General features: G+C 41.6%; 29 protein-coding genes. 15 read left to right on the top strand and 14 right to left on the bottom strand.

Translation table 11 applies throughout. The annotated features are described in order from the left end of the window. Positions 1-11: 11 nt before the first annotated feature. Positions 12-719: a sugar transferase gene (locus AACW45_RS16075; RefSeq protein WP_190633535.1), complete on the top strand. Its 708-nt coding sequence runs from the start codon at positions 12-14 to the stop codon at positions 717-719. A gap of 170 nt (positions 720-889) precedes the next feature. Here the strand turns inward: AACW45_RS16075 and AACW45_RS16080 are convergent, their stop codons facing one another. Continuing rightward, the gene (locus AACW45_RS16080; protein ID WP_190542062.1) at positions 890-1,732 is read right to left on the bottom strand and encodes a carbohydrate ABC transporter permease; all 843 of its coding nucleotides are present in this window, start codon (positions 1,730-1,732) and stop codon (positions 890-892) included. A 155-nt stretch (positions 1,733-1,887) separates the two neighbouring features. Between AACW45_RS16080 and AACW45_RS16085 the strand changes: the two genes are divergently transcribed. The 3 genes from AACW45_RS16085 (at position 1,888) to AACW45_RS16095 (ending at position 2,906) form a co-directional block, all read left to right on the top strand. Beyond that, a complete protein-coding gene (locus tag AACW45_RS16085; protein WP_190633536.1) occupies positions 1,888-2,052 on the top strand; it encodes a hypothetical protein in 165 nt (54 codons plus the stop codon). 177 nt (positions 2,053-2,229) lie between these two features. Further along, positions 2,230-2,550 carry a DUF433 domain-containing protein gene (locus tag AACW45_RS16090; RefSeq protein WP_190633537.1) on the top strand — a complete coding sequence of 107 codons (321 nt, stop codon included), beginning with the start codon at positions 2,230-2,232 and terminating at the stop codon, positions 2,548-2,550. Then, the gene (locus AACW45_RS16095) at positions 2,547-2,906 is read left to right on the top strand and encodes a DUF5615 family PIN-like protein (RefSeq protein WP_190633538.1); all 360 of its coding nucleotides are present in this window, start codon (positions 2,547-2,549) and stop codon (positions 2,904-2,906) included. Before AACW45_RS16090 ends, AACW45_RS16095 begins: the two co-directional genes overlap by 4 nt. Positions 2,907-3,175: 269 nt before the next feature. On the opposite strand, the gene AACW45_RS16100 is transcribed toward AACW45_RS16095, so the two are convergent. Together AACW45_RS16100 and AACW45_RS16105 are read right to left on the bottom strand one after the other, a co-directional pair. Then, positions 3,176-3,748 (bottom strand): 5-formyltetrahydrofolate cyclo-ligase, encoded by a 573-nt coding sequence (locus tag AACW45_RS16100; RefSeq protein ID WP_190633539.1) that lies wholly within the window; start codon positions 3,746-3,748, stop codon positions 3,176-3,178. Positions 3,749-3,917: 169 nt separating this feature from the next. Then, complete coding sequence (locus tag AACW45_RS16105; RefSeq protein ID WP_190633540.1) at positions 3,918-4,427, bottom strand: pentapeptide repeat-containing protein; 510 nt, start codon at positions 4,425-4,427, stop codon at positions 3,918-3,920. An 11-nt stretch (positions 4,428-4,438) separates the two neighbouring features. Here AACW45_RS16105 and AACW45_RS16110 point away from each other — a divergent pair, with 11 nt between their 5' ends. After that, positions 4,439-4,915 (top strand): YraN family protein, encoded by a 477-nt coding sequence (locus tag AACW45_RS16110; RefSeq protein ID WP_190633541.1) that lies wholly within the window; start codon positions 4,439-4,441, stop codon positions 4,913-4,915. 132 nt (positions 4,916-5,047) lie between these two features. On the opposite strand, the gene AACW45_RS16115 is transcribed toward AACW45_RS16110, so the two are convergent. Then, complete coding sequence (locus tag AACW45_RS16115) at positions 5,048-5,437, bottom strand: hypothetical protein (RefSeq protein WP_045868874.1); 390 nt, start codon at positions 5,435-5,437, stop codon at positions 5,048-5,050. A 243-nt stretch (positions 5,438-5,680) separates the two neighbouring features. On the opposite strand from AACW45_RS16115, the gene queA reads away from it, so the two are divergent. The 5 genes from queA to AACW45_RS16140 all read left to right on the top strand — a co-directional run bounded on the left by queA (position 5,681) and on the right by AACW45_RS16140 (position 12,252). Further along, positions 5,681-6,844, top strand: a complete 1,164-nt coding sequence (gene queA / locus AACW45_RS16120) for a tRNA preQ1(34) S-adenosylmethionine ribosyltransferase-isomerase QueA (protein WP_190633542.1) — start codon at positions 5,681-5,683, stop codon at positions 6,842-6,844. A gap of 87 nt (positions 6,845-6,931) precedes the next feature. After that, positions 6,932-8,050, top strand: coding sequence for a tetratricopeptide repeat protein (locus AACW45_RS16125; RefSeq protein WP_190633543.1), 1,119 nt, complete (start codon positions 6,932-6,934; stop codon positions 8,048-8,050). Between the two features lie 1,885 nt (positions 8,051-9,935). Further along, complete coding sequence (locus AACW45_RS16130) at positions 9,936-10,100, top strand: ribbon-helix-helix protein, CopG family (protein WP_190542087.1); 165 nt, start codon at positions 9,936-9,938, stop codon at positions 10,098-10,100. A 257-nt stretch (positions 10,101-10,357) separates the two neighbouring features. After that, complete coding sequence (gene zds, locus AACW45_RS16135; protein WP_190633544.1) at positions 10,358-11,797, top strand: 9,9'-di-cis-zeta-carotene desaturase; 1,440 nt, start codon at positions 10,358-10,360, stop codon at positions 11,795-11,797. A gap of 20 nt (positions 11,798-11,817) precedes the next feature. Further along, a complete protein-coding gene (locus AACW45_RS16140; protein ID WP_190633545.1) occupies positions 11,818-12,252 on the top strand; it encodes an SRPBCC family protein in 435 nt (144 codons plus the stop codon). A gap of 2 nt (positions 12,253-12,254) precedes the next feature. Here AACW45_RS16140 and AACW45_RS16145 read toward each other — a convergent pair whose 3' ends face one another. The 5 genes from AACW45_RS16145 to AACW45_RS16165 form a co-directional block, all read right to left on the bottom strand. Then, positions 12,255-12,473, bottom strand: a complete 219-nt coding sequence (locus AACW45_RS16145; RefSeq protein WP_190633546.1) for a type II toxin-antitoxin system HicB family antitoxin — start codon at positions 12,471-12,473, stop codon at positions 12,255-12,257. After that, the gene (locus tag AACW45_RS16150) at positions 12,466-12,678 is read right to left on the bottom strand and encodes a type II toxin-antitoxin system HicA family toxin (RefSeq protein WP_190633547.1); all 213 of its coding nucleotides are present in this window, start codon (positions 12,676-12,678) and stop codon (positions 12,466-12,468) included. The genes AACW45_RS16145 and AACW45_RS16150 overlap by 8 nt, the downstream gene beginning before the upstream one ends. A gap of 440 nt (positions 12,679-13,118) precedes the next feature. Then, positions 13,119-13,358 carry a 2Fe-2S iron-sulfur cluster-binding protein gene (locus AACW45_RS16155; protein ID WP_096642387.1) on the bottom strand — a complete coding sequence of 80 codons (240 nt, stop codon included), beginning with the start codon at positions 13,356-13,358 and terminating at the stop codon, positions 13,119-13,121. A gap of 15 nt (positions 13,359-13,373) precedes the next feature. Beyond that, entirely contained in the window at positions 13,374-14,849 is a 1,476-nt protein-coding gene (cobQ, locus tag AACW45_RS16160; protein ID WP_190633548.1) for a cobyric acid synthase CobQ, read from the bottom strand. 514 nt (positions 14,850-15,363) lie between these two features. Next, positions 15,364-15,768 (bottom strand): Npun_F0494 family protein, encoded by a 405-nt coding sequence (locus AACW45_RS16165; protein WP_190633566.1) that lies wholly within the window; start codon positions 15,766-15,768, stop codon positions 15,364-15,366. 229 nt (positions 15,769-15,997) lie between these two features. Between AACW45_RS16165 and AACW45_RS16170 the strand changes: the two genes are divergently transcribed. Further along, entirely contained in the window at positions 15,998-16,435 is a 438-nt protein-coding gene (locus AACW45_RS16170) for a peroxiredoxin (protein WP_190633549.1), read from the top strand. Positions 16,436-16,557: 122 nt separating this feature from the next. On the opposite strand, the gene AACW45_RS16175 is transcribed toward AACW45_RS16170, so the two are convergent. From AACW45_RS16175 to AACW45_RS16185, 3 genes are all read right to left on the bottom strand, one after another. After that, the gene (locus AACW45_RS16175) at positions 16,558-16,953 is read right to left on the bottom strand and encodes a hypothetical protein (protein WP_190633550.1); all 396 of its coding nucleotides are present in this window, start codon (positions 16,951-16,953) and stop codon (positions 16,558-16,560) included. A gap of 45 nt (positions 16,954-16,998) precedes the next feature. Next, complete coding sequence (locus AACW45_RS16180; protein WP_190633551.1) at positions 16,999-17,886, bottom strand: ABC transporter permease; 888 nt, start codon at positions 17,884-17,886, stop codon at positions 16,999-17,001. 213 nt (positions 17,887-18,099) lie between these two features. Then, complete coding sequence (locus AACW45_RS16185; RefSeq protein ID WP_190542113.1) at positions 18,100-19,119, bottom strand: ABC transporter ATP-binding protein; 1,020 nt, start codon at positions 19,117-19,119, stop codon at positions 18,100-18,102. Positions 19,120-19,333: 214 nt separating this feature from the next. On the opposite strand from AACW45_RS16185, the gene AACW45_RS16190 reads away from it, so the two are divergent. Then, entirely contained in the window at positions 19,334-19,801 is a 468-nt protein-coding gene (locus AACW45_RS16190; protein WP_190633552.1) for a VOC family protein, read from the top strand. Positions 19,802-19,878: 77 nt separating this feature from the next. On the opposite strand, the gene AACW45_RS16195 is transcribed toward AACW45_RS16190, so the two are convergent. Both AACW45_RS16195 and AACW45_RS16200 read right to left on the bottom strand, forming a co-directional pair. Continuing rightward, positions 19,879-20,379, bottom strand: a complete 501-nt coding sequence (locus AACW45_RS16195; protein WP_242045677.1) for a YcxB family protein — start codon at positions 20,377-20,379, stop codon at positions 19,879-19,881. A 48-nt stretch (positions 20,380-20,427) separates the two neighbouring features. Beyond that, on the bottom strand, positions 20,428-22,059 hold the full coding sequence (locus tag AACW45_RS16200) for a CocE/NonD family hydrolase (protein ID WP_190633553.1): 1,632 nt from the start codon (positions 22,057-22,059) through the stop codon (positions 20,428-20,430). Positions 22,060-22,596: 537 nt separating this feature from the next. On the opposite strand from AACW45_RS16200, the gene AACW45_RS16205 reads away from it, so the two are divergent. From AACW45_RS16205 to AACW45_RS16215, 3 genes are all read left to right on the top strand, one after another. After that, positions 22,597-24,756 carry a glycoside hydrolase family 10 protein gene (locus tag AACW45_RS16205; protein WP_190633554.1) on the top strand — a complete coding sequence of 720 codons (2,160 nt, stop codon included), beginning with the start codon at positions 22,597-22,599 and terminating at the stop codon, positions 24,754-24,756. Between the two features lie 306 nt (positions 24,757-25,062). Beyond that, positions 25,063-25,278 carry a hypothetical protein gene (locus AACW45_RS16210; RefSeq protein WP_190633556.1) on the top strand — a complete coding sequence of 72 codons (216 nt, stop codon included), beginning with the start codon at positions 25,063-25,065 and terminating at the stop codon, positions 25,276-25,278. A 110-nt stretch (positions 25,279-25,388) separates the two neighbouring features. Next, entirely contained in the window at positions 25,389-26,132 is a 744-nt protein-coding gene (locus AACW45_RS16215) for a CHASE2 domain-containing protein (protein ID WP_313933782.1), read from the top strand. Positions 26,133-26,195 lie beyond the last annotated feature (63 nt).

Genomic DNA, 26,195 nt, shown 5'->3' on the forward strand with positions numbered 1-26,195 from the left:
GAAGGCTAATTATGTCCCTATCTACTTTCACTACTGACGCTCAAGATTGTATTGTGGATAATTTTACTTTATTGAGTCAAATTAATTCTGTAAATTTAGCACCACAACCTTTACATCCTTCTATCAGCAGCAAAAGAAAACGATTCATCGATATTCTCGGTGCAATTGTTGGACTCGCGATTACGGCTTTAGTTGCAGTTCCTGTAGCTCTTGCTACATTTATTGACGATCCAGGGCCGATATTTTATTGCCAAGTGCGTTGTGGTTTGAACGGAAAATCCTTCCGGATGTGGAAGTTCCGCTCAATGGTTGTCAACGCTGACAAACTCAAGCATTTGGTGAAAAACGAAGCTCAAGGTCACATTTTCAAATCCGTAGACGATCCCCGCATTACTCGCGTGGGTAAATTTCTCCGTCGTACTAGTTTAGACGAATTACCCCAATTTTGGAATGTCTTAAAAGGAGATATGAGCCTAGTTGGTACTCGTCCACCCACGCCTGACGAAGTAATCAAATACGAACCCCGCCACTGGGAAAGATTGCGCGTCAAGCCTGGTATGACAGGAGAATGGCAAGCTAACGGTCGTTCCAGTATTATTAATTTTGAAACGATCGTCAGTATGGATATCGATTATCAGCGTAAGTGGTCTATAGGTTACGATCTGGGTCTAATTTTTAAGACTATCCACGTAGTGTTGTTAAAAAGTGGTGCTTATTAATAAATACCAATTTGTCAAAATTCAACAATAGATATTTTATCTTTCTAATTTTGAATTTTGAATTTTGAATTGGTATGGGTGTGCCTATCTCGAGATGAGATAAAGTTCAACATTATGAATTCATACATCCTATTTGATCCGGGAATTCATAATATTGAATTTTGCGTTGTTTAACCTTTCACCCCACTCCCAGTTTCTGTAGGTACAATATAGCGTTGCAAGAAAAGAAACAGTACCAAAACAGGGGCTATAGAAATTACCGAACCCGCAGCTACCAAACGCCAATCTAAAGAAAACGTACCTGCAAGCTTGGCAACTCCTAATGGAAGGGTATACAAACTTTCGTCTTGAATGACAATCAAAGGCCAAAGAAAGTCACTCCATGAACCGATAAAGACGAAGATAGCCAGGGTTACCAAAGCCGGACGAATCGCCGGTAGCATAATAAACCACCACAAACCTAACTCGGAGCTGCCATCCATACGGGCAGCTTCTTCTATCTCTTTGGGAACGCTCATAAAAGCTTGGCGTAAGAGAAAAATCCCAAAAGCAGAAGCTAAACTCGGAAAAATCATTCCTAAATAAGTGTTTCTTAAGCCGATTTGCACCGTTAAAATATACAGGGGTATCATCACGATTTGAAAAGGAATCATAATCGTGGCGACAATAGCGGTAAAAATCCAGTCTCGCCCCCAAAATGAGAGTCTAGCTAAGGGATAAGCCGCTAAGGCGCAAAATAGCAGATTTAAAGCCACAGTCAGCAAGGCTACCAAAGTGCTGTTATATAAATATTGGGCAAAAGGTAACGATTGCCACACATGAGAGAAATTATCTAATGTCGGTTGACTGGGTAATAATTGCGGCGGCGACTGCAAGATATTTTCTGTAGGCGATTTGAGCGAAGTACTGATTAACCAGAGTAAGGGAAATAGAGTTAGGATAGCGATCGCTCCTAACAACCCATACATTCCTAATATTTGCAGCCGTGATTGGTGATGTTGTAAGTTAGTCATTTGTCAATGGGCATTGGGCAAGGTTGCAAGTATATTTTCGTTTTTTCACATATTTTTTTCAACTTATACCAATTCAATATCGAAGATGCATATAATTTAGCCTGCCAAAGCAGGCTTTGTTTGTTTAGCCCCAGGCTTCTAGCCTGCGGGCGTTAATGTGCAGCTTCACAGAGAATTGGTATTACGCAAAATGCGATCGCGACCGATTAAAAGATTTAATTGAAGTAATTAGTCGTCATCACTTGGGGTTAAAAAATACCAATGCAGATGTTTTAGGTGAAACCTATGAATATTTACTGCGCAAGTTGGCTGAAGGATAAGGGCAAAGTGCAGGGGAGTTTTTTACACTTTCTAAAGTAGGTTGGTTAATTGCAGAAATTATCTATCCTGAAGCTTATACTACAGTATACGATCCCACTTTTGGGTTGGGAATGCTAGAACAATTGATGACAGGTCAACTCTCAACCTAACCCTTAATTAACCAAAATTATTAAACCATGCAACTCGAAGATTACTTTAACTTCCTTACCCCTAACGACATTCGTTTAAAAGGTTCGCGAATTGGCATCGAAACCATTTTAAATGAATATATTTACCAGCGTCATTCCCCCGAAATCATTGCCGAAACATACCCCAGCCTTACCCTAGAACAAGTTTATGCCACTATTCTCTATTACTTACATAACCAAGAATCAGTTACTCAGTATATGGCAGACTGGCTAAAATACTGCCAAGAATCTGCAAAACAACAAGATGAAAATCCATCAGAATATATATTAAGGCTGCGTCAACTGAAAGCCCAAAGAGGGATTGCATGACAATTAAATACTTAATTGATGAAAACTTACCCCCTCTTTACCAACAGCAGTTGTTACGCTATCAACCAGAGTTAACAGTTTTCATGGTTGGAGAACCAGGTACTCCTCCCAAAGGAACTTTAGATCCAGAAATTTTAATATGGTGTGAGTTGAATAACTTTATTCTTGTCACCAATAATCGTACTTCAATGCCTATTCATCTGGCAGAACATATCAGGCAAAATCGTCATATTCCCGGTATTTTTGTTTTCCGACGAAAAGCCTCTATCGGACAGATTATCAACGATTTAATTTTTATCTTTCAATTAAACGATGCTGAAGAATTCCAAGACTCTATTACGCACATTCCTCTGTAATTCCTCAAATAAAAACTATGTCTGAAGCCTTCGCCGTTTTATCCTTTAATAAACTCAGTCGCTCAAACAATCGAACTTACTAATAACCTACTCAAATTAGAACGAGTCGAATCATGAATCCGACTCCCTCACAAGCAAAAACCTAAGAATTAGCACAGTGGAAAGACGCACAAGTGCTGAAAAATGCTGTAGGCGATGTCCGCTTATTTACCCGATTGGGAAGACAGAGAAAGGAAGCTACAAAGTTTTTTAGGATAACGAAGCAAATTTTATAATTTTATCAACTGAGTTTCTGTCGCGACGAAATTTAAAGGTTTATCCCAATTAGCCACAGGTATTTGCGGTAAATAAGCAAAGTCAAAGATAATACCGATAGTTGGCTTTGTCGCCCATTCTGGAGAACTCAATAAGCGATCGTAATAGCCACCGCCATAACCTAAGCGATATCCTTGGCGATCGCAAGCCACGCTAGGAACTAAAATTAAATCAACTTCTTCCGGCTTGATAACTGGTGCGTGGGGATGGGGTTCGCTAATACCATAACTACCGATGGCTAAACTATCCTCAGCATTCCACAAATGCCAATACATAGATTTACCCACACAACGGGGAAATCCCCAACGGTATCGATTATCTGTAAATAGCGGACTTAAATCTGGTTCTTGGCGAAAACTAAAATAAGCGAGTATGGTTTTGGCTTGGGTAAATAAAGGAGAGTTTTGCAGCTGGTTACAAATGCGATCGCTTTTTTCTCTCCATTCATTAACCGACATTAATTGGCGTTGTTTCAGCAGAGTACGCCGCAGTTTGGTTTTAGCTAATTGCGAATCATCTACGATCATTCTCAGGGACTTATCAATAAAAATAGAATATGATTACGTAGCTTACTTCGACGTAGCACTACTAAGTAAGTTGGCGGGAATAACCAAACTATATACTGTACGTCAACATGCTTAAAACCCTTACCAATGACAAATGACAAATGACAAATGACAAAACTAAAATCATCCACTAAGGACAAAATAACGTATCTCTTGTATCCCTTCCTGTAGTCGGATTAGTACCCTTAGCTACTTTACATAATTTTTTCTGCTCATCGGGACGCAACAGCACATCAGTAAAATCTGCGCCATCAACAATCGCGCCATCGAATTTCGCATTCGCCGCAAAAGCACCTTCTAATACCGCATTGGTTAAATTGGCTTTAATGAAGCGAGCCGAATCTAAAGTAGCATTGCTCAGATTAGCTCCCTCAAAATTAGCTGATTCTAAATTTGCAGCAAAGAAACTTACACCACTTAAATTAGCATGACTAAAGTTGCTTTGTTTAAGATTAGCTTTAGTAAAGCTAGAATCTGTTAAATCTCTACCTGCGAAATCCGCTCCTATCAAAATTTCCTTATTATATTCCAATGCCAAAGCCGTAGGCGCAACACCTATAATTGCGGTGATGCCAACTAATCCCCACAGCAATACACTAAATACAGTTGTCCAAATTCGCACAGTTAATTTCTGCATCATATTTTTAACCAATGACCAACCCTCCTGCATCTCATTATCCCGACATTGGGCACTTAGGTGAAGACCTAGTAGCACAATGGCTGCAATCTACAGGTTGGTTAATTCTCCATCGGCGCTTTTTTTGCCGATGGGGAGAAATTGATATTATTGCTCAATATGATGATGGCAGAGTTACTCAAAACTCAACCTTGGCATTTGTCGAAGTGAAAACCCGTAGTCTAGGTAATTGGGATTTTGGCGGGAGAAACGCTATCACCGTCAAAAAGCAAACAAAACTGTGGCGTACTGCGGAAATGTTTTTAGCTCAGTACCCGGAAAAAGCCGATTACCCTTGCAGATTTGATGTTGCTATTGTCTCCTGTCTACCAGTAGCAAACAATGTCTCTCAAAGAAACAGTACCCAGAAACCTCTAGCAAGTTCATTAGTTGCTGGCTACGAATTTCAACTGCAAGAATATATTGTCGCTGCTTTCGACTCCATAGCATGACAATACTTATGGGTTCGCAAATTGTAGGGCACGGCTTATATAAGATATGTATATACAAGAACTTCTTGCAAATGCCGTGACCCTACTTGCGGATTAATCTATTTTGTGGTAAAGCCTCATGGCTCGCGAAACTCATGCCAAAGTTTCGGGACAGTAGCCTAATCCACGAACAAACTGTTGGCGGAATGCCTCAATTTCTTCTCGTTCTGGACTACCATGAGAAACTATGGCTACTTGGTAGCGACGCATCACGTCTACAGGACATTGCCCTGCTTCTAAACTCCAAAGTGCCATTTGTACCCGCATTGGTGGCTCGTAGCTAATTCCTAATTCATTCAGGAAAGCCCGGAAGTCACCATCAACTTGGGGGGAAACTTGACCTTTGAGTTTGATCCTTACCACCCAGCCATCTATTTGGTGAATTACGGTAACGAAAGAAACAGGCATCTGGGGTCTGCCGTGCAGGTATTGTACGACCCTCAGAGTTAGACTGGCATTTGCCAGGTAATACAAGTATTCCATGTTGGTGCTTGGGATCAAAGCCAATCCTACATATCTATATTCCTCAATAAATCCATGTTTCCGGTAGGGTAAAAGCCCCCGTTTTTAGATAGGGAGGTTTACCCAATTTTTATCTTGGGGTTTCCGTGTTACGGATTAGTATTAATACTTAATATTTAGGAATGAAATTGAGCAGCTATTCCCGATATTTACCTAAATCAGGAAAACTTACTCCCGACTTCTAGGAAAGCAAAATAAATCGCTATGAAGCATCAAGTAACACCAAACAACATCAACAAACCTTTGAACCCAGAAGTAACAAATGTGGAATTAGACTGTTCATTAGCGGGTTATGATTACGAACTGCCGCCCGAACTAATCGCCCAAAATCCAGTTGTGCCAAGAGATAGCTCTCGCCTACTCGTAATAAATTCCCGAAGTATACACCATATTTTTAGAGAGTTACCAGAAATTTTACAATCCGGGGATTTACTGGTAATGAATAACAGTAGAGTTATAGCCGCTCGTCTATATGGCCGTAAATCTACGGGTGCAGAAGTAGAGGTTTTACTGCTAGAAGAGCGGCGACATAACTGTTGGCTAGCTTTAGTCAAACCGGGAAAACGCTTCAAACGCGGATCGCAAATTATTTTTGAACCTAAAGCTCAAGTAGCCATTTCTCCCTTATCCCCTTCATCCCTGACAGCTACCGTCTTAGAAACAGATCCAGCCACAGGCGGAAGGTTATTGCAATTTGAGTTACCAGAGGGAGTTTCTCTGGTGCAAGTTTTAGATGTATTTGGTGAAGTTCCGTTACCGCCTTACATTACCGCCTCGGAAGCTGACGACGAACAGTATCAGACAGTGTATGCCAAACATCCAGGAGCGATCGCGGCACCAACAGCCGGGTTACACTTTACGCCAGAATTACTGGAAAAATTGCGCGATCGCGGAATTAATCAAGCTTTTATTACCTTGCACGTGGGCGTGGGGACATTTCGCCCGGTAGAAGTGGAAGATGTCACCAGCCACCAAATGCATGAAGAATGGATTGAAGTTCCCGCTTCTACAGTCGAGCAGATTCGCGCGACGAAAGCCGCAGGTGGGCGGATTATTGCGGTAGGGACAACAGCAGTACGCGCTTTAGAAGGCGCAGCCCAATCGGGAAGTTTACAACCATTTTGCGGCAAAACTGACTTATTTATCTACCCTGGTTACAAATGGCAGGTAGTAGAAGGTTTAATTACTAATTTTCATCTACCACGCTCTAGTTTATTAATGTTGGTGAGCGCTTTAATTGGCAGACAAAGATTATTAGATGTTTACCAAGAAGCGATCGCCTCTCGATATCGTTTTTATTCCTTTGGTGATGCCATGTTAATTTTGCCGGAAGCAGTCATAAATTTAAATTCCCCAAGACAAATTTAAACTTTTTATTTTTGACTGTTAATTTTTCATGTTGTGGTGGGTACTTTAACTTTAAGGATCTAAACAACAAGTAAAGGCCTACCACTCATGTTTAAACAACATCAACTTCCCCAGTGGTTTCGTAGTTTGTCTCAAGTAGCACTGCACCGGCAGTTGCTGTCCACTTCTGTGGCATTTTTGGTATTGGCTGCACCAACCATAATTAATTTACCCGGAAGCAAACTCTTGGCTCAGAACGTTGTGAGTAAAGATCTAGATGCAGCCAGTTTTTTCCAGCAGGGCGTCACCCGCTATAACCGCCAAGACTTACAGGGCGCAGAAGATGCTTTCCGTAAAGCTTTACGGCGCGACTCTAAATTAGCGATCGCCAGAAATTATTTAGGCAATATTCTCTTAGAGCAAAACCGCTTGGATGTTGCGATTCAAGAATATGCAGAAGCGATTCGCCTCAATCCTAATTATGCTGATGCTCATTACAATTTAGGTTTAGCTTTACATAAACAAGGTCAAAGAGAAGCGGCGATTACTGCTTATCGTCGCAGTTTGGTCATCGATGCGAAAATGCCAGCCGCTCAATATAATCTAGGTTTGGCACTTTACGAACAAGGACAAATCCCAGACGCGATCGCGGCTTACCAAGAAGCAATTAATCTTGATGGTAGTAATGCCAATGCTTACTTTAATTTAGCGATCGCCCTGCAAGATCAAGGTTTGCTTCCAGAAGCGATCGCGGCTTATCAACAAGCTCTGCAACGAGATCCTAGCAATCCCAGCACTTACAATAATTTGGGCAGCTTGATGGCTATGAATGGGCAAACAACTGAAGCGATCGCAGTTTACCAACAAGCTATTCGTCAGAATCCCAAAAATGCTGTAGCTTTCTACAATTTAGGGGTGACTTTATATAATCAAGGTCAAATTAAACAAGCTAACAGCGCCTTCAAACGTGCCCGTAAAGAATACGAAGAGCAAGGAAACATTGCCCAAGCCGACAAACTTGGCGTATTAATGGTACAAATTGCCCAAATGTTAGCGCCTCAGACTGCTCAAGCCAATAAACCATCTACGCCTGCGGCTTTATCAACTACTACAAACACAGAAAAGCCAAATCAACCACAAGTACCCCAAGCTACCCCAAATACTCCTGCTCCTATCATTATTCCAATTTCGGCACAACCACAGCCGACATCGATGAATCTACCCTAAGCCAAGTCAAGAAGAGCTAGAAAGCAGTTTTCTGCGGAATTTATCGAAATAGCATTTAATTTCCAGTTGAGGTTGTCAATAGTCAATAGTCAATATGGTGTTTACCATTGGCTGTGGATTGTTGACAACCTTAATTTTTATGCGCTTCCTGTGTCAGAGGCGTAGGTTGGGGAGCCAGTGCGTTGCGGGGGTTCCCCCCGTTGTAGCAACTGGCGTTTGAACGAAGTGAAACCCAACATATACAAGGCGTTGGGGTGTTCGATTACCCTACGGGAAGCCCATCTGCGTCTACATTCCTCAACCCAACCTTGTATATTGTGGGTAGTTTTTAGATGTCTTTGTAGGGGCGGGTTCACCGATATCCTCATTTATTAACAAAGATCCAAATAAACCCGCCCCTATAAGGATTAACGAGAATAGCTCATGAATGCCGCCTACCACGCTCCTAAACGCCATCCGCAAGAATATGGAGTTTTTTTGAGTAGGAAGTTCCCTATTTCCTAATTCCTAATGCCTATTTTCTAGATTTCTAACTTACTGAAAACTTTATGAAGTCAAGGTATGCTGAAGTTTTGCTATTAACTATTTGCACTTATAAATAGAGTATAAATAATTACTTATACACTATTTATAGTATTGCTAGGAATAGTTAAAATCTAGCATAATTGCCTGAATGTCTGATTTCTTATTGTGCAGCATTGTGTAAATTGTCAGTCTAATTTACTGAAAATTTAGATTAACAAATCTGACTTTGTAATTCTTTTATAAACCGCAGAAATACTGTTATCTATCTTGACCATAAAGATTATTTAAATTTTAGCAATAATAGCTATAATAAATGCACCCAAAAAATATTGAGGTGTACAATATTTTTTATACAGAGATGGTTAGTTGCATCATGGCTTAGTACATAACAGTTTCCCAAGACTTTGAGATCTAGATAAATCATCTGGAATGAAGATATGCTTCCCCAAGTAAATCGGGTTTTGACAGTCTTTGCAAGAAACAAGTTTTAGCCTAATTTTTTTTCTAAGAGAATGAGAATTTATCCTCCCATTTATCTGGGATAAATTCTTAGTATCTACAAAGAATACTCAATTCATAAAATAGGGAAAAATGTGGCTTTTAGCAATTATTAATTACGCACAAGGAGGAAACTCAATAATTTAGATCAAGTCTCCATAATTTTATACAAAGGTTAATGTAACGAAAACTATCTAATTCATTGGGAGGTATTCAAGTTCTACGGGATGAAAAGCGCAAATCTAATAGAGATAGGAAACACTAACAAGACTAAACTTTGGCACTCATAGACATATTTAGCTCTGAGTATGAACCAGGTTTACAATCATAAGATGATAGCGACAACAGTTTGCGATCTTACAGGTTAGCTGGTTTGTGGGGCTTCTCAGGCGCGATCGCCCAGCAACTCTCCAGATCAAACATCTTTACCAAGGCTGCGTTTAAAAATCATGATTTCCGCAAACTTGAATGTGAGATGTTATGGTATTATGTTTTTTCCACACTTGTTTATGAACTGATTCTCAAGAGTTGGCGATATGCTTTTGTTAAAGAAAAATTGAGGAAATTTTGATTTAGATAAAAGTATGAATGCTTTTTGATTGCAAAAATTTAATCGCCAAACTTAGCAAAGTTACTTTTGCCGCTACCACTTTCTTTAACGGCAAGTGTGCGCTATTTTTCCTGTCACAACTGCAAACAATCAACTCTGTCTTTTATATTTTATTGGAAAATGAACAACTTTTGAGAAAACTAGTTTTTTCTTACTAATGGCATACCTGGTTTACTGACACTAATTATAAGAGTATTCTCTTTTTATTCTTTAATTAGATGTTTTTAATGATGTTAATAGATAGCAAATAACATGATAATGACAAATAAAAAGTGGGCCGTCAAACGTATAACAGTTAATCTTGCAGCACAGGAAGCGGAGAAGCTGGAACAATATTGTCAGCAGACTGGTAGACCAGCAACCGATGTAATTCGGGAACTGATCAGAGGTTTATCTACCGCAGAAGACAATAAATAAAGCAGCAGTGAGGAAGTGTTTGCCAAAATGCGGGAAATACTGATATTGATTCAGTATTTACCGAGTAAGTGCTGAGTTAGTTAATCCTTTAGTTTGAGGGATGGATGAGGTATTACTCATAACTTAGGACTGCTAGACGATGAGCTTGTGTAATCAAACACTTCTATGCCCTGAAATGCTAATTAACAAAATGTCAGTAGCAAATTCCGACACCAGGCCAGTTACAATCTGTAAAGAAACTGAAAAGGGACGACGGAATGCGCGTTGCAATCGTAGGTGCGGGACTAGCAGGGCTAGCAACTGCTGTTGATTTAGCAGATGCTGGCTGTGAAGTGCAGATTTTTGAGTCCCGTCCGTTTGTGGGTGGAAAAGTTGGCAGTTGGGTAGATAGCGATGGTAACCACATAGAAATGGGGTTGCATGTATTTTTTGGCTGCTACTATCAACTGTTTGACTTAATGGGCAAAGTGGGGGCCTTAGATAACTTACGCCTAAAAGAACATACCCACACTTTTATCAACAAAGGAGGGCGCACAGGTGCTTTAGATTTTCGTTTCTTCACAGGTGCGCCTTTTAATGGCTTAAAGGCATTTTTCACGACTTCCCAACTATCACTACAAGATAAATTACAAAATGCGATCGCCTTAGGCACTAGCCCCATAGTTAGGGGTTTAGTGGACTTTGACGGGGCAATGAAAAACATTCGCGATTTAGATAAAATTAGCTTTGCTGATTGGTTTCGCCGTCACGGTGGCAGTCAAGGTAGCATTAAGCGGATGTGGAACCCCATCGCCTACGCCTTAGGCTTTATTGATTGCGAAAATATTTCTGCTCGTTGTATGTTGACAATCTTCCAGTTCTTTGCTGTGAGAACTGAGGCTTCCATATTGCGGATGCTGGAAGGTTCGCCCCATGAGTACCTACATAAGCCAATCTTGGAATATTTAGCGGCTAGGGGGACTCAAGTTTATACCCGGCGTCAAGTGAGGGAAATTCAATTTGCGGAATCAGAGCAAGAAACCCGCGTTACTGGTATCGTAGTAGCTCAAGGCGAGCAAGAAGAAGTAATTACAGCTGACGCCTATGTTTTCGCTTGTGATGTCCCAGGAATTCAGCGAATTATTCCCCAAGAGTGGCGAAAATGGTCAGAATTTGACAATATTTATAAATTAGATGCCGTACCTGTAGCCACAGTCCAACTGAGGTTTGATGGCTGGGTAACAGAACTGCAAGATGGGGAAAAACGCAAACAGCTAAATCAAGCAGTGGGTATAGATAATTTGCTTTATACCGCCGATGCTGATTTTTCTTGTTTTGCGGATTTAGCGCTGACTAGCCCAGCTGATTATTATCGTTCAGGGCAGGGTTCATTGCTACAGTTGGTACTGACACCGGGAGATCCGTTTATTAAACAAAACAACGAAGCGATCGCCCAGCACGTACTCCAACAAGTACACGAACTGTTCCCCTCATCGCGGGAGTTAAATATGACTTGGTACAACGTAGTCAAACTGGCGCAATCTCTCTACCGCGAAGCACCGGGAATGGATCTGTACCGTCCCAACCAAAAGACACCTGTACCTAATTTCTTCTTGGCTGGAAGTTACACCCAGCAAGATTATATCGATAGTATGGAAGGAGCCACAATTTCCGGGCGGCGGGCGGCAAAAGCGATTCTGGAGAATGTGAAAAAGTAACCAACTGCAGAGGAAGAAAAATGTCAGACTGGTTAGAGCATAGCGTACAGGTAGAAGTAGAGGCTCCGATAGATTATGTCTGGAGTCTCTGGTCTGACTTGGAACAAATGCCAAAATGGATGAAGTGGATTGATTCGGTGAAGATATCGCCAGAAGATCCAGATATATCTATTTGGAAACTGAGTACTGGCGGTCTAGATTTTAGCTGGAAATCCCGGATTCTCAAAGTAATTCCCAATCAGATTATTCAGTGGGAATCGATTGATGGCTTACCAAATCAAGGGGCGATTCGCTTTTACGATCGCCATAGTAGCAGTATTGTTAAGCTCAGTATTTCCTATGCCATTCCGGGGATTATTGGCAAAATCATGGATAATTTATTTTTGGGGCGGGCGGTTGAATCGACAATTCAAGCTGATTTGGAAAGATTTCGAGAATATGCCCTAAAAAGGTAATTTTATGCAGCGTTATAAAATGCTGGTTCTGGAAGCGGATCGCCAGCCGCTTCATAAGCAATAATTAGAGACTCTAATGCTTCAATTCCATTTGCTACTGCTGACTCGTAAGTATCTCCATGAGTCCGCCAGCGTTGTCCTGGAAAATCAGGAAATCCTACCAAAAAGCAATCATCTTCTTCAGACCACTGAATCACCATCTGGTATTTAAGTTTACTCATTTTGGCTGTTACCCTCTACTGACTCAATAGCTTGTTTCACTTCCTTTTCTTGGTAGCGTTTAGCATCCGATCCATCTTTGCCTGAAATTGTGACTTTTCCATGATAGAGGGGATGTATCCAGTTAGTATGACTTCCTTTTCCTGGCAGTTCTGTAAAACCAGCTTGGATAAGCATTTGTTTTAGTTCTCGAATCTTTTTTGGCATTTTTTTAAGATTTCATTGAGTTATCAAATGCTCAAAAGTTTTCCTCTATTTGGCTATTACATGGGAATACATCTTTGTTGCGCTTTAAATTCACAAGGTTAAATAAATTTAGAAATTCTCTATCTCCAGAAAATTTGTAATAATACCAATTCAAATAATGTTTGCGACAGATAAATTCTTTGTAGGGGCACGGCATCCACAATCTTTTGGCATATCAAATATTTTACTGGTGCCGTGCCCCTACTACCCATCTGTCGCGTTCTTTTTTCAAATTGGTATAATTTGTCAAAATAATATTTACACCAAAGTAACCGACGATTGAGGGCAAAAGTTGAGTAGCATTAACTACTAAAGTGCTTGTGTTAAAACACTGTCAGCCTTCACATACCAGATATTTTTGACTTTTTACTTATAGCAATCATGGAAGATGTGACTAACCATTACCAAGTCGGATCGCTAAATAAATTAATGGTTAATTGTTCGCGTCCGGGTGGTATGGCTGTAATACAAGCGCGGATGGTTTCGCCATCTTCTAATTCCACAGTGCAAGCGTGACAAGTCCCCATAAGACAACCAGTGGGGATAAATATCCCCGCCCGATCTGCTACTTCTAAGAGGGGTTCCCCGACTTCCGCATTAACTGTGACATCATCTGGTAAAAATTGGACGCGAACACTCATGAAATAGCAACCTCTCTAGGATAAAAAGAGTGTTAAGTCTAAATGATTTTCAATTTCACTGGCTAGGGAATCTAAAGTTTGCTCTCGCTGTTCGCGGTAGTTTGCAACACCAGTAGGCAAAGATTTTAAACCCCGTTGTTGACGCAGGCGATTTAACCAAGCGCGTCGCCAAGGCCCGTTGTCAAATAGTCCGTGGAGATAAGTACCCCACACTGATTGACAACTATCCACTAACCCTAAGTTAACATCATCAAACAGGGGTTGATAGGCTTGGTTATCTGCTTGCTGTTCGATGCGCGATCGCCCTTGATGAATTTCAAACCCATAAACTGGTAAGCCCATTTGCGGGAAATTTGAGCTAACTTGGCGCTGACGGGCGATTTTTTGCCCTGTGATTACAGTTCTGATGGGTAATAAATTTAATCCTTGATATCTACCGGCTTGTCCTTCTATGCCTTCAGGATCGGCAATCATCTGACCTAGCATTTGGTAGCCGCCGCAGATGCCTAATACTGTACCGCCAGAAGCCGCATAATGTTGGATTGCTTCTGCCATACCGCTTTTTTGCAGCAGTATCAAGTCAGCAATTGTGGTTTTTGTACCGGGGATAATGACGGCGTCTGGATGACCTAATTCTTGCTTGGGGTTGAGATATCTTACCGATACGCTGGGTTCTGATTCTAAGGGGTCAAAGTCGGTAAAGTTGGAAATTCTGGGTAAGCGTAGAACTGCGATATCTAAGTCAGCTTGGCTTTTATGAGGTTTTCTTTCTAATAGATTGAGAGAATCTTCTGCGGGTAACATGTGTTCTAAGTAAGGAATCACACCAATTACAGGGATACCCGTCCGGTCTTCTAACCATTGTATACCTGATTCTAAGAGCGATCGCTGTCCTCGGAACTTGTTAATTACTATACCTTTAATTAAATCCCGTTCTTCCTGGTCTAATAACTCTAAAGTCCCAATTACATGGGCAAAAGCACCGCCACGGTCAATATCAACTACGAGTATAGTGGGTGCATTTAAATATTTTGCTACCCGCATGTTTGTCAAATCGCGGTGCTTGAGGTTAATTTCCGCAGGACTACCAGCACCTTCACAAACTAATATGTCAAATTCTGTGCCTAAATGTTGTAGGGATTCTTCGATTGTGCGCCAACCAAGCTCAAAATATTGCTCGTAGTAATCTGAGGCGCTGACTTTACCTACAGGCCTACCTTTGAGAATGACTTGGGAGGTCATATCACCTTGGGGTTTGAGTAAAATTGGATTCATTTCCACCCAAGGGACAACTCCCGCCGCCCATGCTTGGACTGCTTGGGCGTAGCCAATTTCGCCACCGCTAGCAGTAACATAAGCATTTAAAGCCATATTTTGACCTTTAAAGGGGGCAACTCGCCAGCCACGCCGCGATAAAATGCGACAAATCGCTGTAGTTATCAATGATTTCCCTGCATGGGATGTTGTCCCCACAACCATAATTGATTTCATAATGACTTTCGGTTTTGCAATATAAGGGGCAGAATTTGTAGGTTGAACGGTAATTTGACAATTCACTTGTCAACATTTAACAAGCCAGGGAGTTGATATCAGCAAGGAAGATAGAGGTGTTTAGTCACTAACACCAGAGTATACCTTAGTGCTGATGATATCCTCTGTTACCCCATATCTATTGGTTAATCCGTACCTTCACTGTACGCACTCAATTAGAGGCTAATGATAAAGGCTTTATAAATGGGGTCGATGCTTGCGTATATATTGTTCCCTTTTAGTTGCTGATGCTAACTTTTTGATTGGGGGATGGGGCATGGGGCATGGGGGATGGGGCATTGGGCATGGGGCATTGGGTAAGAGTCAACAGTCAACAGTCAACTGTCAATCGTCAACAATATTCTTCTGCTATGAGGATTTTCAAGTTAGTCAATCACGGGAAAAACACATAACCAAACATGAAAATCTCTAGCCCCTAGTCCCTAGCCTCTAGCCCCTAGCCCCTATTTTTAATCTAGAAAGGTAATCTTAACCAACGGGCGATCGCATTTTGTAAGCGATCGCTGAATGAAGGATTAGGCCAAGTTTGATTTTGGTATTTTTCGGCTAATTTTTGACCTAGAGGTGTGAGGCGGTAACTGTCTGTGATTCCTTGTCCATCAACTTCGCGGCGCAATACACCTACTTGAATTAGCCAATCTAAGGCGTTATCGCAGGCTAATTCTGATAAAAAACGTTTGCTGTAGTTATTTTTGATGCCATTTTCCTGAGCGATCGCACTCAATGATATGCTTTTTTGTTGCATTGCCGCCAATAAAGCTGGATTGAAGGGAGAACAAATTAGCGATCGCTCGGCACGTTCTACAGTAGTTTGAGGATAAGCAAAGGTTTTTGGGGTTTGATAATTAGCAGCAGGCATTTTGAATTTTGGGATTGTTTGGTGGTCATTAGTCATTGGTCATTGGTCATTGGTCATTGGTCAACAGTCAACGGTCAACGGTCAACGGTCAAGAAATTGTAGGCTGTGAACTATATACTTTTGACTATGGACTTTTGACTATGGACTTTTGACTAGTAATTAACTTAATTATTGTAAATTATTGTAAAATTTCAAATGCCCCAACAATCTCAAACAGGGAAGGTTCATTATGCCTCTAGCAGTCGGTACCGATGCACCTGCTTTTACCGCCAAAGATACTAACGGCAACACTGTCTCTTTATCTGATTTTGCTGGTAAGACAGTAGTTTTATATTTTTACCCTAAAGATGATACCCCAGGCTGTACCAAACAAGCTTGTAGCTTCCGGGATGCCCAAGCGGATTATCAAGGTAAGGATGTTGTAGTGCTGGGAGTGAGCGCAGATGATGAAGCTTCTCATCAAGCATTCACTAGCAAATTTAATCTGAATTTTCCTTTACTGGCTGACACAGATCATAGCTTAATCAAAGCTTACGATGTTGATGGTGGCGGTTACGCTAAACGTGTAACCTATGTCATTGGCCCCGATGCCAAAATTATTCATGTTGACGCTAGCGTGAATACAGCCACTCACGCCAGTGATGTTTTAGCTGCTTTGGGGCTATAACAATTTTCCTTTAGAAAATACCCCAATTATAGGGGCACGGTAGAGAAAGATTTTTGCATTTGACAGAAATCTCCTCTATTCCGTGCCCCTAATTAGTGAGTAATTGATGTTCTGGGATTCCTTTAGTTTTTTTCTGGTACTAAGGGCTGTACTGTATTTTCTGGCAGTCTGATAATCGGTGAATTTTGGGATGCAGTGCCTACGTTACCGCCATTTTGAATTGCTTGTTGTTGTCTTTGTTTAAATTGCAGAGCGGCTTCGTCTAATTGTTGGTTTTGCTGTTCGGCATTCCAATTCAAGGTGCCAAAATTTGCCTGATGTATCAGGTTGAACATGTTGAACTCTGTAGCACCGTTACGAGAGAATGGATCGCCATTATTCTGACTCGGATCGCTGTTGGTGGCATCAATTGTACCGAGTTGAGCGAAGGTAGGTTGAGCGACAAAGAAAGCGGAGAAGCTAACGCCTGCGACAGTAGCAAGGGCGATTTTTGTCAGGGTGAGAAACATTTTTTCCATGAGGTTTTTACCCTAAAGTTATTGCAAGTGAATCATGCTTATATATTAAGCAAGAGTTCGTCTTAGTTGGGGTTGAATACTTAATAAAGCGACGACAGCAAAGCCAAGCAATATTAGTAAAGCGCCACCAAAGGTAACAGCACCCCAAGGAGCTTGCATGACTACGCTACCTAATCCCCAATTGCTATGAAGATACAGATAGCGGATTGGTTCAATAGCGTAACTCAGAGGGTTAAGAGTGGCAACTACCTGCAACCACTGGGGCATGAAGGATAATGGTGCTAAAGCGGTACTGGCAAATAATAGCGGTAGGTTGGTGACAAAAATTACGGCGATGAGTTCAATGTGCCCTGGGAGAGCAAAAGCCAAGCCGAGAGAGATGGCGGTGACACCCAAAGCTAAAAGAAAGACAATTAAGGCGATCGCACCTAACCCAGCTACATCGGGTAAACCTGCGCCTAAAAATGCGGCTGCACCTACAATTACCGCCGCTTGCAGTAAACTTTGGCTGATAATAAAGATTGCGGAAGCAAAGACAATTGAAAACCGCGATGCTAAAGGCGCTACCAGTAAGCGATTTAAAAATCCAAACTCGCGGTCAAACATTACAGGTAAACCAGCGTTTAAGGCTCCAGCGAAGGCTGTAAAAACAATTACGCCAGCAGCCAGGAATTGACCGTAATTTGTCGTACTACCAAAAAGTCCTTTGGGCGCATTTTGGAATAATGCGCCAAACAGCACCAGCCACATTACAGGCTGAACAATTCCCGCCGCCAAAGTTGAGGGACGGCGTTGCAATTGAATAAACAAGCGACGAGTTAAAGCTAAAGTTTCTTGGACTACTTCACCAAAAAAATTAGGTTTAGCATCCGCGTAACCTTGCGGTGATGTGGCTGGTTGCCAATTTATCTCAGATTTAGGAGTAACGCTCATAATTTGTCATTTGTCATTTGTCATTTGTCATTGGGCATGGGGGATTGAAACAAGGGACTGACAAAAAATAAAGTACCCAAATTCCGTAGTGCGAGCATCTTGCTCGCTTTTGAACACCAGCGAGCGAGACGCTCGCACTACAAATTGATTGGGTATTTAAAAAATTGGATGTTCCCAATTTTGGATATGTCCTCCTTGTCTTCCTTCCAGTCTTTATCTCATATTCTGCTTTTTCTCGGCTTTGGGATCGCGATTGGCTACGGCTGCGAGTTCTGCATCCATTAAGGTGCGTCCGGTGGCGGCGAGGTAGACATCATCTAAGCTGGGGCGAGATTGAGCTATGCCGAAAATGGGTAAGCCTGCTGTATTTAGTGCTTGTTGAATGGTAATTAGGGCGTCATTTTGCGGTGTTACCACTAAGTTTAGGGAATTACCTTGAGCGCTGTTAATAATTACTTCTTGCACTAATGGCAAAGTTTGCAGCAGGTGTTTGGCTTTTTCGGCTTCTTCGATGGGGGAGAATTCGCGGATGCGCAAAGTAATGCGATCGCCTCCGACGCGATCTTTTAATTGCGATGGCGTACCTGATGCAATTACCACACCGCGATCGATAATCGCCACGCGATCGGCTAGGGCGTCAATTTCTTCTAAATAATGGCTAGTAATTAATACGGTGGTTCCGGAGGCGCGTAACTTCCGCAAAAATTCCCAGACGATAAAGCGGCTTTCGATATCTAGCCCTACTGTTGGTTCATCTAACACCAACACATCTGGGGCGTGAAGCAATCCCGCCGCTAAATCTAGGCGTTTGCGTAACCCACCTGAATAAGTTCCAGTTTTTTTATCAGCGTATTCTTGCAAATTGAGTAAATCTAATACTGTCTCAATTCGCTGTTTCGCGATCGCTTTGGGGAGGTGATAAAGCGCAGCTTGCAGTTGCAGCAGTTCTCTACCAGTCAGCACCTTATCTAAAGCGACTTCTTGAGCCACATAACCAAGCTTTTGTCTGGCTACTTTGGGGTTAGCTAACACCGAAATTCCAGATACTTCGATTTTGCCAGCATCCGGGGTGGTGAGCGTACACAAAGCACGCAGAGTAGTAGTTTTGCCAGCGCCATTGGGGCCAAGCAAGCCAAAGATTTCTCCTGATTCTACAGTCAAGGTGACATCTTTGACGGCTTCAACCGTGCCATAGCGCTTTTGCAGATTTTCAATTAAAACGGCGGGAGCCATGACAGCTAATCCCCAACGATACAAATCTCAACAAAGTCTATATATATTGTAGTTGAGGAGTGCCAGTTAAATAGTTGAATGAGAACATCCCAGCACTCTCAACATAATGGTATGTATTGATGGTTTGATTGCAGTACAGTCAAGGTAGAAGTTTTGCGCATTTGGGATGCCTAGCAATTAAACTTCTATCCTTGTAGAGAAAGTTGATTCTGCCATGCTATCTAACTCCTGTACAAAAAGTGTCTTGGCTCCAGGTATTTTACGGAAAGTACACCACATTGCACTCAACGTTAAGGATATGCAAGCTTCCCGACATTTTTACGGGACTATTTTAGGATTGCATGAACTCACAGGTGATGAAGTACCCGCCACTTTAGTTGAACTTGTCGCCGCCGGGAAAGTAGCTAATTTTATTACTCCCGATGGTACAATTATTGATTTATTTGGCGAACCAGAATTATCACCGCCAGATCCCAATCCTGAGAAAACTTTTACTAGAGCTTATCATTTAGCTTTTGACATTGAGCCGCAATTATTCGATCAAGCTGTAGCAGTAATCAAAGATAATCAAATTGCGATCGCACACGGCCCTGTTACTCGTCCTACTGGTAGAGGTGTCTACTTTTACGATCCTGATGGTTTCATGGTTGAAATTCGTTGCGATCCAGTCAATAGTCAATAGTCATTTGTTAGAGACGCGATAAATCGCGTCTGTACAATTGTCATTTTCAATGCCCAATGCCCCATGCCCAATTCCCATCACCATAATTTAATTAACTGTTTACCTTCTAAAAATAAATCAAATCTGTGCATATCTTTTTCTGACTCGAAGGCGGCTATCGGTAAGTAGTGAAATTGTGCTTTTGTTATATATAAAAAATAAAATTCTCCTTTTTTGACTACTTTTATAAAATGCTCATATCTGAGCTTGGTGATACTACCATCTTCAAAAAATATAGCGATAAAATTTTCATCCATTTCGCAATATCTGTTTTGAAAATTCAAGGCAGAAGTTCTTCCTTCTAGACGTAACCAATAAGGTACAGAGAGTATATAAGCCAGAAAGCCAAAGAAATATAATAACCACCAACTAAATTGTTGTTGGATAATAGACACGATAATATTTATAACGGCTAAAACTGAAAATAGAATTAAGAAAAGCTTCATCCGCTTATAATAATCAACGGCAATAATTCCTCTTAATTCTTTAGGCGATATTTGAAATTGCTTGGTTTTAATTAGCATAATTTCATTAGTCATTTATCAGAGACGCGATGAATCGCGTCTGTACAATTTTCTTCCTAGCCCCTAGTTGGGCGCAACTACAGGTAATAAAATTTGAGAATTTGTCTCACCTCCACAACGGATTGTTAAGGTAATAATCTGAGCATTCAGTAAACCTTCGCTATTAATTACTGCGCCAGTTCCGGAGTTCATGGGGTAGGCGGGAAAACAAGCTGCACTCAAACTCAGGCGCAAAGCATGACCTTGAGGGATACGGGCACAAGTCGCTTGCAGTTGCATTTTCAACGGTGCGGAATTTGTGCCGACGGGACAATGTATATAACCTTGGGTTAAATTATATACCTTTCCATCAGGATGAACTTCAGAGAGGATGGCGCAAAGATCGTAACTTGGTTGATCGGCACTACAAAAGATTTCGAGGATGATATTGCCGGCTATATGTAAGTCTGCTGTTAGTGGTTCGGTGGTGTAGGTTAATACATCGGAACGTAAATCTAAATGCGATCGCTCAAATACTCCGGCTGGTATCGCTGCATGACCGCCTAAAGCGGGAACCGGTCGCCAAGGATCGTGAACTAATACATCGGAATTTTGGCTATGAGATTGACGATTGGCGGTGAGGCTTCCGGAATCTTCGCGGATGCTGGCTAAACCAGTGGTTGACAAGTAATAGAATTTTTGGTTTGATACTTTTAAGCTAGGAAAATTGCGCCAAATATTACTTCCCATTTCAAATAAGCACACAGGTTCTTCTTGCAGTAAGCCTGTATCGATATCTTTAAGAAATTGATTGAACCAGCGAATTTGCATTATATCTACAGGGCTAGCTGCATTCAATCCGAAGTCAGCATCACCCACTTTTCGACCCCAAGGTAAATGCGCCCAAGGCCCGACTAAGAGATGTTGGGGCGTGCTACGGGCTGCCATATCGTCATATAAATGTAGAGTTCCGCGCAGGTAAGTATCAAACCAGCCGCCAATGTGAAACATGGGCAAATCAACAGATTGCAAGTGGCGTTTGGGTGAAAGTTCTTGCCAGTAAGCTGCATCTGCTTGAGAATTAGCTAGCCAATCGTGATAAAAAGATTCTGGGGCGAGAGATTGGAGAATTTCGGGATTATTTACAGGAAGATTACGAGAAAGAGCAAATAATGCTTGATAGGCTACTTTATCTTGACGCAACCGGGCGGTTTCGGTCGCTAATTGAATTGCCCATGCTAGATTTGTTTGTAAACAGAATGCGCCGCCTTCATAAGCCCAATCTGCATATAAATCATAGCCAATCATTGCCGGACATATTGTTTTTAAAGCGGCTGGTTGGTTGACTGCGGCATATAGTTGCGTCATTCCTTGATAGGAAAAGCCATACATCCCCACCTTACCATTACTTTGGGGAAGGCTCGCCGCCCAATTTACCGTGTCTTCACCGTCGGTAATTTCATGACTAAATAATTTAAATTCTCCCTCAGAACTGCCCCTTCCCCGGACATCTTGAATCACGACGATGTAACCTTGGGCTGCATACCAAGTAGGATGAGCATATACTACAGTAGATGCGATCGCTCTACCATAAGGTTGTCTCATTAATAATATCGGAAACTCCCCCTCCCCATCGGGACGGTAAATATCTGCATCTAAGCGTGTGCCATCACGGGTTTGCATTGATGCTGTTTGCTTGGGAAGAACTGTAAACATAGGAGGAAGGGGGTTAACAATTCAAAATTCAAAATTCAAAATTCAAAATTAAAGACATTTTCAGTCGGGGTATAAATCCCCGTCTGAAAATGATACTACGTATAGACGTAGGGGTCTTAAACCCTGTTATATACGATAAGGGAGACAAGGAATTTTAGATTTTAGACTTCGTCGTGAGCGCTCAGTCGAACGATTTGCGATGGGTGGATTCAAATCTAAAATTTAAAATCCAAAATTGTTTCAATGCCCAATGCCCACTCGCCCTGAGCGAAGTCGAAGGGATGCCCAATGCCCATTTTCAATTTTTCTAGTTGTTGACGACGAAGTTGACAAAAGTAGGAGATTTTGGCACTAATTACCTGTTGATGGCGTCAATTATCTCACTAAGCTCTACTGCATCAGAAAATCTGATGCAGTAATTTTATGTTTGGATTGTCGGGAATTTTTAGCAAGCTGATTTAGATGATAATGGTAAATTACGTTCGCAATAAAGGTATAAAAATTTTTAGCTTGCTAAGTAAGCTAATGTCTTTCATTATGCAATTTTCTTTTATTTATAGACTTTCGCGCTTAATTAAGCGATCGCTGTTGATTCTCTTTGCATTATCCTTGACTACAGTATTGCTGCTCAATCACCTCACCCCAGTAACAGCGCAAATTTCGCCGTCACCCCAGGAAGAAATTCGCGGGGTATGGCTAACTAATAATGATTTTGACATTTTGAGCGATCGCGCGAAACTGCAAGAGACTATTGCAGAACTACGTCGCTTGAACTTTAACACCATTTATCCCCTAGTTTGGAATGATGGTTATACAAAATATCCCAGCGCTGTAGCTCGACGCGCAGGTATTCCCTTTTATTTTAAAGGTAAAGAAGGACAAGACATAATTGCAGACATCGTTAATCAAGCCCGTAGCCAAGGAGTACTCGCTATTCCTTGGTTTGAGTTTGGTTTTATGGCTCCCCTAACTTCCGAACTCGCCGCAAATCATCCCGATTGGCTGACGCAAAAGCAAGATGGAACCCAAACTTCTATTAGCGCTGCGGGTGAAGTCGCTTGGCTGAATCCCTTTCACCCAGAAGTGCAACAGTTTATTACTGATTTGGTATTAGAAATTATTACCCAGTATAACGCTGATGGCATTCAATTTGACGACCACATGAGTTTACCGGTTGATTTTGGCTACGATAAATACACAATCAACTTATATACTCAAGAAACTGGTAGCCCACCGCCACCAAATCCCCACGCCCAAGCTTGGAAGCAATGGCGTGCAGATAAAATCACTGCTTTTATGATGCAGCTAAATCGAGCAGTGAAAGCGAGAAAACCTAATGCAATTTTCTCTGTATCTCCTAATTACTACGATTTTGCTTATAAATATCAACTCCAAGATTGGCTGAACTGGGTAAGGTTGGGTGTAGTTGATGAGTTAATTGTCCAGCTTTATCGTAACGATTTGGATAGTTTTAATAGTAAACTCACCAGCCCAGAAATTATAGAAACTCAACAATTAATTCCGACTGGTGTTGGTATTATGACAGGCTTGAGAAATCGCCCAGTTTCTATACAACAAATTCAATCTCAAGTGCGGGCAGCACAACAACGGGGTTTAGGTGTGACCTTTTTCTATTATGAAAGTCTGTGGGATTATGGACAAGAACCAGTAGCCCAACGCCAAGCAGGTTTTCAAGAAATATTCCCCAATCCGGTTGTGCGGGATACTTCCCAGGTGATTGCGCGTAAGCCCAGCTTTAATAGTATATCTGTTCCTTTATATACTAAAGGTTCCCTGGGGCAACGGGGACGCGGTTATTTTATGGAAGTATCTGTTGCTGGGGGTCAGCCAAAACGGGTGTTAATAGATACAGGCTCGGCTGGGTTGAGAGTGCCGCCGGGATTTCTCGGTAATGCGCCTATCAATAGAACAGGTCAAATTATCAAAGAAGTTCTCAGTGATGGCACTGTTTTAGAAGGTGAATTAGCTTACACTATTATGCAGATTGGTTTGATCCCTACAGATGAACCTATCCCTGTACAAATTGTTACCAGTCGTCAATGTCTGCCGCAAAAACCAAATTGTTCTGCAAAAAGTGGTGCAGCATTTTCCGGTATTATTGGCGTCAACTATGGCGAAGCTGTACTTCCCTATAATCCTTTGCGGAAACTCCCAGGAAATCTCAGTAGCGGATTGATTATTAGTGGTAATGGTGGCGGGAAAAATAATGGTAATTTAATTCTGGGTTTAACCGCTAATCATCGCGAAGGTTTTAGCATGGTTCCCTTAAGTCAACAACCTACGATTAATGATATACCGGGTAATAGATGGAACTCGCAACTGAATGGAGTTTGTTTAACTATTGCTGGGACTGCTGTAAAAAATGCCTGCAATAGTATTATGGTTGCGGATACAGGAGTAATTAACGGTGCGACAGAATTACAATCTGCTGCTGTTATGGGTAAGCTCAAACCTGGAAGATTGCGTCCGGAGAATGCTGTGAAGGTGACAATTCCGGGAATTTTTGACTACAGCGTCAAACCAGGAAATCGCGACGGATTTAATGTGTGGAGCGTGAATATTAACCCTAAGGCGGAAAATCCTGTAGTTTTAAATCCGGGAATTGGATTTTTTGACAGATACGATGTACTGTTTGATCCAGTAAATGGACAACAGGGTTTTCGCAGTCGCAGGTAAAACTCTTGTGGGATGGGCGTCTCGCCAGTTTTGGGCGGACAAGATGTCCACCCCACAAGAAAATTATATTGCCACATTTGAGCAAAAAATTGTAGGTTGGGTTGAGGCTTTGCGAAACCCAACATTTATCCGGGTGTTGGGTTACTCGACAACTGATACCAATTTAAATAGTGTTTGCGGCACATCAATATATTCTAGAGGGCATGGCAATGCCAATGCCCCTACCATCTCTCGCATTCTTTTTTCAAATTGGTATGATAAATTTCATCGCTCCCACGCAGAGCATGGGAGGTAGATGGAGTCGTTTTGATTCGCGTCAATGTTGTGTTGATTGTCGTCAATGTTGTGTTGATTGCAATCAATGTTGTGTTGATTGTCGTCAATGTTGTGTTGATTGCAATCAATGTTATGTTGATTCGCGTCAATGTTGTGTTGATTGCAATCAATGTTGTGTTGATTCGCGTCAATGTTATGTTGATTGCAATCAATGTTGTGTTGATCGCAATCGATATCAAGGTGTGATGTCTCAGACAAGGGACTCCGCGCCGATTGTATCAAAGTGCGATCGCATTACAAATCAAAGTAACGAAAAAGTTGATGATTATGCCAGAAATTGATATTCTGCACATTTTATCGAAGATGACGACAGCGTACTGCGCCGTCATTTATTGGCGATGACTCCTAACCCAATTTCCTCAACTTGTACACCGGCTTATGCATTTAGTACGCGGTTAGCCTTGATGTACTTACAACAACGAGGAATTACTGCCAAATTTACCCCAGATTGGGACTTACAACTCGGAAATAAAACCTTCCCCCAGTTAAAAACAGCTAAAGGCGGTTATCAATCAATAGATACCCAAGGTAGTCAAATTTTACTCAATTATCGGTTTTCGCCATCAGTTCAAGCGATCGCACCCCAAGTTACTCTTACCCAAGTTCTCACAGGACAAGTTAACCTCAACGCCATCAAAGACCGAATTGTACTCATAGGTGTTACGAGTAATAATAGCAGCGATTACTGGACTACACCATCCGGTAAAAGACCATCGCAAACCGTACCCGGAATTACCATTCAAGCACAGATGGTAAGCCAAATTATCAGCGCCGCTTTAGATAATCGACCTTTATTATGGGTGTGGACACAATGGGGGGAAATTATCTGGATTTGGAGTTGGTCATTAACAGGTGGGTTAATAGCTTGGTTTTTTTCTTCTAATAAATATTTAACTATAACTATCAGTGCAGCAGTAATGCTGTTATCTGGCGCTTGTTATGTAATTATCATTCAGGGAGGATGGATACCTTTAGTACCATCTGCGATCGCGATTGTTATTACTAGGGCGTGTCATCAAATAGGTATCAATCTAGTTTAGAATCGATAGCCGAGCACGAGTTGAGTCAATCAGGAGGAATGCTATCATGACGCGCCGCTATGC

This window comes from Calothrix sp. FACHB-168, assembly GCF_963889195.1.
GTDB classification, from domain to species: domain Bacteria; phylum Cyanobacteriota; class Cyanobacteriia; order Cyanobacteriales; family Nostocaceae; genus Aulosira; species Aulosira anomala_A.